Here is a 12,214-nt window from a genome sequence, read left to right on the forward strand (position 1 = left end):
AAAGAAACGGAAGAAAAATCTTCCGTCGTAATTTATATTTCGATTTCTCCTGCAAACAATTTTTTCAGTTCTACAGAATCTGCCGGTTTCATTCTTCCGGAAAGAATCAGTGATAATTCTTTTCTTCTGAGCGCCGCATCAAAACGTTTTACTTCTTCTTCAGTTTCCGGCTCGATCGCAGGAATTGGAATCGGACGATTGAACTCATCCACAGCAACAAACGTATAAATACCTTCGTTGGTATGGATTTTTGTCTGATTGATTGGGTCGTCCAGCCACACGTCCACATAAATCTCCATTGATGTCGAAAATGCCCTGGAAACCTTGGATTCCAAAACCACAATTCCACCTTCCGGAATCGGATGATTGAAAGAGACATGATTCACAGATGCCGTCACCACTCTTCTTTCGCAATGTCTTGTTGCCGAGATAGAAGCTGCTCTGTCCATTCTTGACAATAGCTCGCCTCCGAAAAGATTTCTTAATGAATTGGTTTCGTTGGGCAAGACAATGTTCGTCATTACCGTAAGGCTATCTATTGGTTTTTTGGATTTTTGCATTCGTTGTCGGTTTTATACTATCTATTTTTATTGAATCTTGTTTGGGAACGACCAAAACTTTTGGTTTTTCAACTGTCTTGATAAGCTGTTTTGCCGGGATGTTTGATGATCTTCCGAATATCAATTCCTGGTCTCCAAAGAGAAATAATGCTGCAGCTCCAATAATAATTATACTTAGAAAAGTCCAAATAACACCTTTATTGAAACTGTAATCTTCTGTGAAACTATTTTTTGACTTTAAAGTTTTGAGATGCTGCAAATCCACTTTTTCAAAACCAAAAACATCGTCATCATTATCTGTTACTTTAACAACCTTGTTTTCTTCGTTTAATTGATATTGACCAAGATTTTCTAGATTAAGAACATTCTCTGTCTGTAATTTTTGAATCCAATTTGCCACTTCGTTTTTCAGGTTCATCTGAACTATAAAAAGGTTTGTATTGGTTTCGTCAGCAATATATTTCGCTAACTGATTGTCGTAACCAGACGGTTCATATTCGAAAGTGACAGTTTCCTTCGGAGGAATAATAATAGAATTTTCTGCATCAATTTTAGCAGATTCTCTGTTAAGCTGGAAAATGCCAAACTCAGGAACTTCTGCCCTATTATGCTTCAGAAGATATTGATATAAAAGATATTCAAAATTCATCGCCACAAAACTACATAATTTTTGATGTTAAAGAAAATATAAAAGGTTGCTTTTTACAGCAACCTTTTGATTTGATATGAATTAATTAAAGTTAGTAAGAAAATTTCACCGCTTCTGAAATAGCATTCCCGGAAATTGTCATCAGATACATTCCTTTTTGAGAAAGATTGAGATCAATCGGGTTTCCATTGGCATTCACTTTCAAGTTTTTTATAACCTTTCCTCCAAAATCATAGACCGTAATATCCAGATTCCCTTTTGCCGAAGTGAATAATTTCCCGGCTGCAACCTGAGATTTGGTTTTACCATTAACATCCGCTACAGCTAAACTTGAAATAGTGGAAGGTATAAAACCGTAACTAGTTCCCAACTTATCAGCTGTCTGATGTCCACCGTTACCTGCAGGAGCTTCTGTAAAAAGAAACCTCAATTCATTCACTTTAGTTCCGGGCGGCAAAACACCTCCTGTATTATTAAAATTATGGGTATTCAGGTTAATTGTTCCCGAATAATTCGTCCCATCCCAGTTAAGTGTTGTTGTAATATTACTCCAGGCATCATTAAATGTTCCGCTTGGTGTTGTATCCCCGGGATTTATAAACAGATAAACACCGATAGGTTGACTAAATGGGTCATAAAATGCCCACCCATTTGCAGAATCATTGTAAGTCATAGTATAAACACCTTCTGATGTTTTTACAATTTTTAAAAGTGCTTGCGCAGAAATCGTCATACCTGCCAATACTGCAAGCATCAGAGAATAGATTTTTTTCATAGATGTAAATTTTTAAGGTCTATATTTGATTTTAATTAATTTTTTGTCAAACAATTAAAATCCTTGTAAATCTAATATTAATTTTAAGTTAACAAGAAAAAATTTACTCCAAGACCTTAAAAATAGCATAACTAATTAATAATCAGGGCGAAAATTTTTATTTAAACTTCAAAGAAACACCAAAAAGGAAGTTAATTCCGGCTTGTGAGAAGTAATACGGTCCACTAAAACCATTGTTGACATACTTCGTATCAGTGAAATTATTTAACAAAAATCTAAGAATGACATCCTGTTTCTGAAAAGGCAGCATGTATGACATATTAAAATCCGGAACGAAATAGGAGTCCAACTGATTGACTTTATCTCCCGAATTATCCAGATATTGTTTTCCGACATATTGTGCGGTAATGCCAAGGTTGAAGTTTTTGAACGGCGAATAAGCCACACTCCCATTAGCAATAATATTAGGTGAAAAAGAAATGTCCGTATTCCCGAAATTCTGAACGCCGTCTTCCGTTTCAGAATAAAAATCTTTGTTTTTGTTATTGCTAAAAGTCGCATTCGCAGAAACCTGCAAATCTTGAGTGACCTTGGCAAGAATCCCTAATTCTAAACCAAGTCTGTAACTTTTTCCGCTATTGGTTCTTATAAATTCCCCAACATTATTGATTTGTCCGTTCAGAACCAGCTGATTTCTGTAATACATATAATAGGCATTGGCCGTTAAAGCTACTCTACCGAATTGCTGTTCCCAACCCGCTTCAAAATCATGCAGTGTTTCTGCTTTTGTTTCCGGGTTTGCAAAAAGATCATCTCTGTTAGGTTCGCGGTGCGCATTAGCATACGACACAAAAACTTTTCCGTTATCTATATTAAAATTAACTCCTGCTTTCGGATTGAAGAATGTCCACTTTTTATCCAGATCGGCGCCTTCACCATCGCCTTGTGTAATGATTTTAGTATTATAATCGATATTTCTTAATTGCAGATCTCCAAAGAATTCGAATTGATTCAATTTATAAATCGCTTTTGCAAATCCTGAAACTTCGTTCTTGACAGAGCGGTTTCTGTAATATTCGAACTCATCTATCTGAGGAATAAAAACGCCTGTTACGTTTCCGAAATGCCTCCCGTAATACTGATTAGCAACCGCTCCCACATTAACACTCAGATTTCCCAAATTCCCATACAAAGTAGAAATAACACCATAAAAATCATTATCCAGCCATTTTTTCCTGATGAAATCCGAAGTTTTGATTTCTGTTCCATTTTCGATGATGTTTGGTAAATTATATTTGGAAAATTTGGCACCTTGTTTATAGTTTTCATACCAGCCTTTTCCTTTGGTGTAATGTGCCGTAGTTTCTAATTTCCATTGATCAGAAAGTTTTTGGTTCCATAATAACTGGTAATGATTTTGTCTGTAATTATCAGTTTCATTGTCATAAAACCCGATAATATTTTCCCAATTTGCATCATAGATTGCTCCGGAATAATTGAACTTCGGGTTAGTTTCCCAAGTTGCTTTATCAATGCCATTCCACGCCTGATACGTTTTTTCTTTTCCTCCAAATGCCAAAAACCTCAACTCCGTATTTTTTTCCTGAAACAAAGCAGAAAAATTATAGGAATGCAGATTGGAAGAAGCTCTGTCAATATAGCCGTCGGAATGGATATTTGTATATCGCCCCATCACAGACAAACGATTTTTCCAGAACTTTCCGGAATTAATTTCCGCAGAATATTTGTAGGTATTGAAAGACCCATAAGAATCATCGGACTTTACAGAAAACTCCTCCGAAGGATCTCTGGAAATCACATTAACACTCGCTCCAAAAGCAGAAACACCATTAGATGAAGTTCCTACACCTCTTTGAATGACAATCTGCGAAGCCGAGCTTGTCAAATCCGGAACATCTACAAAAAAAGTTCCCTGGGATTCTGCATCATTGTAAGGAACGCCATTCATCATGACATTAATACTTGTCCCTGCTGTTCCTCTGATGCGGAATCCTGTATATCCAATTCCGTTTCCTGCGTCAGAAGTTGAAATAACAGACATTTGGTTTTTCAAAAGAATCGGTAAATCCTGACCTAGATTCTTGTCTGCCAAATCTTTTTCGACATTAATGATTGCTTTTGCAACCGGCGTTTTTTTTGTGAATTCGACCGCTGGAATTGATGTAATTTTTGTAGAATCCTGAACAGTCTGCGAAAGATAAAAAGGAGCAGCTAATACTCCTAAAAAAATAAATCCTTTCATTCTCTTAAATTTTTGTTGTTAAAATTTAGTGGAATAAAAGGGGCGATTACGGTTATAAATGATTTTCGATGATTGATAAATGATTTTTTATAACGTTATTATTAATCACTCATCTTTTATCATTCATCATTTATAATGAATGTTTCCCTAAACTCGTTACAAGTTCCAGGTTCATTGGGTATAATCTCAGCTTTTTACAGCACCCCTTAAATTTCTGACTGCGAAATTACAAATTTTTAATTAATACGCGTGATTATTTCTATTAATAAAAAAATATTGGTTTCCATCTTTTGAAACTTCAAAAAGATTAGCAGTCTTCCAACTCAGATTAGTTTTGATATCTTCATAAACAAAAGGAATGACAATCTGATTTTGCTTATCGATCACACCAAATTTATTATCCAAAACCGCCACGATCATTGGATTCTCTTTGTCACCGTCCAAAACATACAGCATCTGATATTGAGGATAAATTTCGAAATCCTTATAGTTTTTGTAATCTGCATTATCCTTACTTACCAAACCATACAAGCCATTCATAACAAAAGCCTTATACTTGGGTGCTTCATAAGGGGAAACACATTTTCCAAGATCTTCTTTTTTATATTCGTAAACACGAGTACCTTTTTTATTAATCCTGTAAGTAGTTTCGTTTTTTTCAACTGTAGCATAATCAGCAGAACCAAATATTCTGATTTTACGGTTTGGAGAATTGAGCAAATTACAATCTTCGGAAAAAAACATTGCAATATGATATTCAGCAGGAATAACTAATTTGCCGGATTGGTTAACATAACCAGCTTTCTGATTGATTGTCTTAGGAATAAGAGAAGGAATTACATCATCCTTCATTTGGGAATATAGGGAAATGATAAAGCCTGTGAAACATAAGCCTAATAATTTTCTCATCGTTGTTTTGTGTGTTTATAAATTTTCAATAATACCATTATAAAAAACAGTATTTCTGAATAGCGAAAATAATAAAACTATTATTAGCAGTACAATAAAAAATGATTTCCTAAAAAATAATTTGGAAAAAATAGTTTTTTCGTAATTTGGATTAAAATATTTATTCAAAAGCAAAAAGACAATAATTGGGATTGCTATTACAAATAATGGATTGAATTTAAAAGCTTCTAAAACCCGAAAATGTAACAATGAATGAAATGCTCTTTGAACACCACAACCTGCACACTCATATCCCGTCATTTCTTTTAATGGACACTTTAAGAAATATGAATTTTTTGAAGGATCAAAGAAAAAATAGATAGAAACCAAAATCAGGAAAAAGACAAAAATGCCTATCTCTTTTTTTCTGATTTTAATTAATTGGCTGATTTTCAAAATAATAAAATTTGCCTATTTCTGATTCTCAAAATAAAAAATTATTATGATAAAAATATAAAAATATAGATAAAAGACATCTAATTTATTTTCAATCTAAATTATTCTATTCTTAGAAAAGCTCAGAATTTCGTAAATTTGGGCGAATTTAATAAGAATTTAGATTCCATTGATAGAATCAGGTTTGTCTACAAAAATTCCGGAAACTATCTCATTACAATACATTTGTTGTTGTAGCATCAATAACTGCAATCACAAATATCTGAATTAAAGAAAGAAAAGAGTTCTAATATTATGAATATTTATCAGGATTATATCCAAGAGATTGAAGAAAGAAAAAACCAAGGGCTTCATCCAAAGCCAATTGATAACGCAGATTTATTAAGCGAGATCATTTCACAAATCAAAGATACAGCTAACGAGCACCGTGCTGATTCTCTTAAATTTTTTATCTATAATACTTTACCGGGTACAACAAGTGCTGCCGGTGTCAAGGCAAAATTCCTAAAAGAAATCATCCTTGGAGAATCTGCGGTTGCAGAAATCACGCCGAGCTTTGCTTTTGAGCTTCTATCTCATATGAAAGGTGGTCCGTCAATCGAAGTATTGCTTGATTTGGCATTAGGTAATAATGAAAACATTGCAAGACAAGCGGCTGAAGTTCTAAAAACCCAGGTTTTCTTATATGATGCTGATACAGCTCGTTTGAAAGAAGCGTACGAATTGGGAAGCAAAATCGCTAAAGATATTTTGGAAAGTTATGCCAAAGCAGAATTTTTCACTAAGCTTCCTGAAGTTCCAGAAGAAATTAAAGTGGTGACTTACATTGCTGCAGAAGGTGATATTTCAACAGATTTATTATCTCCGGGAAATCAGGCACACTCTCGTTCAGACCGTGAATTGCACGGAAAATGTATGATGTCTCCTGCTCAACAGGAAGAAATAAAGGCTTTACAGGCTCAACACCCTGATGCAAGCGTAATGCTGATCGCAGAAAAAGGAACAATGGGAGTTGGCTCATCTCGTATGTCGGGGGTAAACAACGTTGCACTTTGGACAGGTAAACAGGCAAGTCCTTACGTACCTTTCGTAAACATCGCTCCGATTGTTGCAGGAACAAACGGCATTTCTCCGATCTTCTTAACAACAGTTGACGTAACCGGAGGTATCGGAATCGACCTTCAAAACTGGGTGAAGAAAACAGACGAGAACGGACACCCTGTTCGTAATGAAAATGGAGATATTGTTTTGGAAGAAAAATATTCTGTTGCTACGGGAACTGTTCTTACCATCAATACGAAAGAGAAAAAATTATACAACGGAGAAACTGAATTGAAAGATATTTCAAAATCATTTACTCCACAAAAATTAGAATTTATCAGAGCGGGTGGGTCTTATGCCATCGTTTTTGGTAAAAAAATCCAGACGTTTGCTGCTAAAACTTTAGGAATTACTCCTCCAACGGTTTTCGCTCCTTCTAAAGAAATTTCTATTGAAGGACAAGGTTTGACTGCGGTTGAAAAAATCTTCAACAGAAATGCAGTGGGTGTTACTGAAGGTAAATTATTACACGCAGGTTCTGATGTTAGAGTTGAAGTTAATATCGTTGGATCTCAGGATACGACTGGTTTAATGACTGCTCAGGAATTGGAATCGATGGCTGCAACGGTAATTTCTCCCATCGTAGACGGAGCCTATCAGTCGGGATGTCACACAGCTTCAGTTTGGGATAAAAAAGCGCAGGCTAATATTCCTAAATTAATGAAATTTATGAACGATTTCGGAGTGATCACAGCTCGTGACCCGAAAGGTGAATACCACGCAATGACAGACGTTATTCACAAAGTTCTTAACGATATTACGGTTGACGAATGGGCCATCATCATCGGAGGTGACTCTCACACAAGGATGTCTAAAGGGGTTGCTTTCGGAGCTGATTCAGGAACAGTAGCGCTTGCTTTAGCAACAGGTGAAGCTTCAATGCCGATTCCTGAATCTGTAAAAGTGACTTTCAAAGGCGAAATGAAAGAGCATATGGATTTCCGTGATGTGGTTCACGCGACTCAGGCTCAGATGTTGAAACAATTTGACGGAGAAAACGTTTTCCAAGGTAGAATTATTGAGGTTCACATCGGAACTCTTCCGGCTGACCAGGCATTTACTTTCACAGACTGGACTGCAGAGATGAAAGCTAAGGCTTCTATCTGTATTTCTGAAGACGATACTTTGATCCAATCATTGGAAATTGCGAAAAGCAGAATCCAGATTATGATTGACAAAGGAATGGATAACAAAAACCACGTTCTTCAAGGTCTAATTAACAAAGCAAACAAGAGAATCGAGGAAATCAGAACTGGTGACAAACCTGCCTTGACTCCGGATGCTAATGCAAAATATTATGCTGAAGTTGTTGTAGACCTTGACGTAATCGTTGAGCCAATGATTGCTGACCCGGATGTAAACAACGAAGATGTTTCTAAAAGATATACGCACGACACCATCAGAGACCTTACTTTCTACGGAGGTGAGAAAAAAGTTGACCTTGGTTTCGTAGGTTCTTGTATGGTTCACAAAGGTGACTTGAAGATTGTTTCTCAGATGTTGAGAAATCTTGAAAAACAAAATGGTAAAGTAGAATTCCAGGCTCCATTAGTAGTTGCGGCTCCAACTTATAATATCATTGACGAATTAAAGGCTGAAGGTGACTGGGAATTATTAGAGAAATATTCAGGTTTTGAATTCAACGATGCTGCTCCGAAAGGCGAAGCGCGTACTCAATATGAAAATATGATGTACCTTGAGCGTCCTGGCTGTAACCTTTGTATGGGTAACCAGGAAAAAGCCGAAAAAGGAGATACTGTTTTGGCAACTTCTACGCGTCTTTTCCAAGGAAGAGTGGTTGAAGATTCTGAACGTAAAAAAGGAGAATCTTTATTGGCTTCCACTCCTGTTGTTGTTCTTTCTGCAATCATGGGAAGAATTCCTAGCATCGACGAGTACAAAACAGCTGTTGAAGGGATCGATTTGACGACCTTTGTGCCTTCTATTAAAGAATTGGTAACTGTTGGCCATTAATAGATTTTACATTAAAGGCTAAAATGCTTTTTAAATATAAATGGAAGATTTCTTTTTGAAGTCTTCCATTTTTTGTTTAGAATCTTTCTATTTAAGACTATTCAAATTATTTTGATCTATGTTAATATCATCAAATTTATTTTTTCCTTAACTTCATAGTCATAAAATATTACAGTCATTCATCATATTTATCCTTTATTTACGAGTATAGGAATGGAATTTGATGAATTGTATTGGTTTAAAATTTCCTGCTTCTCTATCAAAAAGCGGAATAATAAGAATAAAAAATATCGAAATATGACTTTTGACTTGGATATGATCAAAAAAGTTTATTCTGATTTTGAAAGCAGAGTAAACGAAGCAAGAGCTTTTATGGGAAGACCTCTTACTTATTCAGAAAAAATTCTTTGCGCTCACCTTTTTCCATCTCAGGCAAAAGAAGCATTTAAAAGAGGAGAATCCTATGTAGATTTCGCTCCGGATAGAGTGGCAATGCAGGATGCAACAGCCCAAATGGCTCTTTTACAATTTATGCAGGCTGGAAAGAAAAAAGTCGCTGTTCCTTCAACTGTTCATGCAGATCACCTGATCCAGGCAAGAGTTGGCGCAGCAAAAGATCTGATCGAAGCTGAAAATAAAAATAACGAGGTTTATCAGTTCCTACAATCGGTTTCCAATAAATACGGAATTGGTTTCTGGAAAGCTGGTGCGGGAATCATTCACCAGGTTGTATTGGAAAATTATGCTTTCCCTGGTGGAATGATGATTGGAACCGACTCTCATACTGTAAATGCAGGTGGACTTGGAATGGTCGCCATTGGAGTTGGTGGTGCTGATGCAGTAGACGTGATGGCGGGAATGGCTTGGGAACTTAAATTCCCTAAAATGATCGGTGTTAAACTAACCGGAAGACTTAACGGTTGGACGGCTCCAAAAGATATCATTCTGAAAGTGGCAGGAATTCTTACCGTAAAAGGTGGAACGGGTGCGATTGTAGAATATTTTGGAGAAGGCGCAAATTCATTGTCTTGTACAGGAAAGGGTACGATTTGTAATATGGGTGCGGAAATCGGAGCGACAACTTCTATTTTCGAGTATGACCAAAATATGAGCAAATATCTCCGTTCAACAGACAGAGAAGATTTGGCTGATGCAGCTGATGCAATTGCCCATGTTCTGAAAGCTGATCCGGAAGTTCACGCTGACCCTGAAAAATATTATGATGAAGTTATTGAAATTAATCTAGACACTTTAGAACCATATCTTAACGGCCCTTTCACACCAGACTTGGCAACACCAATTTCGCAGATGAAAGAAATTGCTGAGAAAAACGGATGGCCAACAAAAATCGAAGTTGGGTTGATTGGTTCTTGTACTAACTCTTCTTACGAAGATATCGCAAGAGCCGCTTCTGTCGCTAAGCAAGCCAAAGAAAAAAATCTTGAAGTGAAAGCTGAATATACCATTACTCCTGGTTCAGAGCAAGTAAGATTTACAGTAGAAAGAGATGGCTTCCTGAAAACCTTTGACGAAATTGGCGGTAAAGTTTTTGCTAATGCCTGTGGACCTTGTATCGGACAATGGGCTCGTGAAGGTGCAGAAAAACAAGAAAAAAACACGATCGTTCACTCTTTCAACCGAAACTTCTCTAAAAGAGCGGACGGCAATCCTAATACTTACGCTTTCGTAGGTTCTCCGGAATTAGTGACAGCAATGGCGATTGCGGGGGATTTGAGATTCAATCCGTTGACTGATAAACTGAAAAATAAAGACGGGCAGGAAGTCATGCTTGATGAACCTAGCGGCGATGATCTTCCGAGATTAGGTTTCGATGTTGATGATCCAGGTTATATTGCGCCTGCTGAAGACGGTTCTAATGTTGAAGTCATTGTATCACCAACATCTGACAGATTACAAATTCTGGAAGAATTCCCGGCTTGGGACGGCCTCAATATTACCGGTGCGAGATTACTAATCAAAGCCTACGGAAAATGTACCACAGACCACATTTCTATGGCCGGGCCATGGCTGAAATACAGAGGTCATCTTGATAACATTTCAAACAATATGTTGATTGGAGCTGTGAACGCCTTCAATATGGAAACGAACAAGGTCAAAAATGAACTGGACGGCCAATACAAACCCGTTCCGGATTCTGCAAGACAATATAAAGCTGCCGAAATCCCAACGATTGTTGTAGGTGATGAGAATTATGGTGAAGGTTCATCAAGAGAACACGCGGCAATGGAACCAAGACATCTTGGGGTAAGAGCGGTTTTGGTTAAATCTTTTGCGAGAATCCACGAAACTAACCTTAAGAAGCAAGGAATGTTGGCTTTGACATTTGACAATAAAGAAGACTATGATAAAATCCAGGAAGATGACACGATTAATTTCCTGGATCTGGATCAGTTTGCTCCGGGAAAGCAACTGACCTTGGAATTTGTTCACGCAGATGGTACCAAAGATATTATTAAAACCAACCATACTTATAATGCCGGACAAATTGCCTGGTTCAAAGCTGGTTCTGCTCTTAATCTTATCAAAGCAATGGAAAAAGAAAGTTAAAAACTAAATTTAACAGATGATATAAAAGCCATTTCATTTTTTGAAATGGCTTTTCTTTTTAAGTAACGATGATAATTGATTTGAAATTCAATGATTTATATTCAAACAATATATTGACTAAACTACCTTGCCTTATAGTAAGGGCAGTTTAGATAATATCGAAAAGAAACGTTTTTTTTTAATTCAATCTTAATAGTAATTTCAGGATGCTTATTTTTTAATAAATTTTAAATTTTCCGTACCTTTTACTGATGACATTTTCAGAAAGTAGATGCCTTTTGGTAAGCTTTCCACATTGATCCTATCATTTTCAATTTTGAAATTATCAATCAATTTTCCATTCATATCAAATATTTCTGCTTTAATAATTTTAAGGTTTTCAGGTTTTTGAATCTTGATGAAATCTGTAATGGGATTTGGATAAATTTTAAATGATTTCCTTTTATCATTTTCCGTAGATAGTGTTATCGGTTCACTCAATTTAACATAAATTTTATCGCCAAATTCATTGCAACACTGGCTATTGACAGTAAGACTTTTATAATCCGGATATGAAGATGTTCCAAAACTGGAGTTATAAGATGAACCAACCGGATTAATAGATGCATAACTTCCCGTTGATTCTACAACCGTACCATGTCCAAAATCGTCATACATTACTTTAAAATGACCGTCAACAGGATAATTATACGGTTGACCATCATTATATCCCGGGCCAAGCAAACAACAATCCCAATCGTAAACAGTTGCATAACGATAAAAAATATTAGATCCATCTAAGGCTTGTATTCCTTGGCTGTAAATAAAATAAGAAGCAATAAAAGCTAAAATTGTAAATGTCTTTTTCATGATATGTTATTTTAAAGTTTGAATATTTTTTAATTTTTTATCATAATCGATATGTGCCTTCTGTAAGCCTTTTGCAAAAACCCCACAAATCCCGGATTGTATAGCATACAGTTAAAATCAACCGCAAGCGT

At 36.1% G+C, this 12,214-nt stretch carries 9 protein-coding genes; 2 read left to right on the forward strand and 7 right to left on the reverse strand.

Annotated features, from left to right (window positions below):
- Positions 1-32: 32 nt before the first annotated feature.
- The 6 genes from AC5P2S_RS15765 to AC5P2S_RS15790 form a co-directional block, all read right to left on the reverse strand.
- Positions 33-560, reverse strand: coding sequence for an acyl-CoA thioesterase (locus AC5P2S_RS15765; protein ID WP_283417659.1), 528 nt, complete (start codon positions 558-560; stop codon positions 33-35).
- On the reverse strand, positions 532-1,209 hold the full coding sequence (locus AC5P2S_RS15770) for an HU domain-containing protein (RefSeq protein ID WP_283417787.1): 678 nt from the start codon (positions 1,207-1,209) through the stop codon (positions 532-534). Before AC5P2S_RS15770 ends, AC5P2S_RS15765 begins: the two co-directional genes overlap by 29 nt.
- 91 nt (positions 1,210-1,300) lie before the next feature.
- Positions 1,301-1,984, reverse strand: a complete 684-nt coding sequence (locus AC5P2S_RS15775; RefSeq protein ID WP_494555540.1) for a T9SS type A sorting domain-containing protein — start codon at positions 1,982-1,984, stop codon at positions 1,301-1,303.
- Positions 1,985-2,141: 157 nt separating this feature from the next.
- Positions 2,142-4,247 carry a TonB-dependent receptor gene (locus AC5P2S_RS15780; RefSeq protein WP_494555541.1) on the reverse strand — a complete coding sequence of 702 codons (2,106 nt, stop codon included), beginning with the start codon at positions 4,245-4,247 and terminating at the stop codon, positions 2,142-2,144.
- A gap of 240 nt (positions 4,248-4,487) precedes the next feature.
- Positions 4,488-5,156, reverse strand: a complete 669-nt coding sequence (locus AC5P2S_RS15785; protein WP_283417656.1) for a WG repeat-containing protein — start codon at positions 5,154-5,156, stop codon at positions 4,488-4,490.
- Positions 5,157-5,171: 15 nt separating this feature from the next.
- A complete protein-coding gene (locus AC5P2S_RS15790) occupies positions 5,172-5,591 on the reverse strand; it encodes a DUF2752 domain-containing protein (protein ID WP_494555542.1) in 420 nt (139 codons plus the stop codon).
- A 294-nt stretch (positions 5,592-5,885) separates the two neighbouring features.
- On the opposite strand from AC5P2S_RS15790, the gene AC5P2S_RS15795 reads away from it, so the two are divergent.
- A complete protein-coding gene (locus tag AC5P2S_RS15795) occupies positions 5,886-8,666 on the forward strand; it encodes a bifunctional aconitate hydratase 2/2-methylisocitrate dehydratase (RefSeq protein ID WP_494555543.1) in 2,781 nt (926 codons plus the stop codon).
- Between the two features lie 297 nt (positions 8,667-8,963).
- A complete protein-coding gene (locus AC5P2S_RS15800) occupies positions 8,964-11,234 on the forward strand; it encodes an aconitate hydratase (protein ID WP_494555544.1) in 2,271 nt (756 codons plus the stop codon).
- A 210-nt stretch (positions 11,235-11,444) separates the two neighbouring features.
- Here AC5P2S_RS15800 and AC5P2S_RS15805 read toward each other — a convergent pair whose 3' ends face one another.
- Positions 11,445-12,083, reverse strand: a complete 639-nt coding sequence (locus tag AC5P2S_RS15805) for a T9SS type A sorting domain-containing protein (protein WP_494555545.1) — start codon at positions 12,081-12,083, stop codon at positions 11,445-11,447.
- Between the last annotated feature and the right edge of the window lie 131 nt (positions 12,084-12,214).

This window comes from Epilithonimonas sp. 33E (genome assembly GCF_059372615.1).

Coding starts and splice junctions, on each gene's coding strand:
- AC5P2S_RS15765 (WP_283417659.1), bottom strand. CDS start 560: ATGCAAAAATCCAAAAAACCAATAGATAGCCTTACGGTAATGACGAAC.
- AC5P2S_RS15770 (WP_283417787.1), bottom strand. CDS start 1,209: ATGAATTTTGAATATCTTTTATATCAATATCTTCTGAAGCATAATAGG.
- AC5P2S_RS15775 (WP_494555540.1), bottom strand. CDS start 1,984: ATGAAAAAAATCTATTCTCTGATGCTTGCAGTATTGGCAGGTATGACG.
- AC5P2S_RS15780 (WP_494555541.1), bottom strand. CDS start 4,247: ATGAAAGGATTTATTTTTTTAGGAGTATTAGCTGCTCCTTTTTATCTT.
- AC5P2S_RS15785 (WP_283417656.1), bottom strand. CDS start 5,156: ATGAGAAAATTATTAGGCTTATGTTTCACAGGCTTTATCATTTCCCTA.
- AC5P2S_RS15795 (WP_494555543.1), top strand. CDS start 5,886: ATGAATATTTATCAGGATTATATCCAAGAGATTGAAGAAAGAAAAAAC.
- AC5P2S_RS15800 (WP_494555544.1), top strand. CDS start 8,964: ATGACTTTTGACTTGGATATGATCAAAAAAGTTTATTCTGATTTTGAA.
- AC5P2S_RS15805 (WP_494555545.1), bottom strand. CDS start 12,083: ATGAAAAAGACATTTACAATTTTAGCTTTTATTGCTTCTTATTTTATT.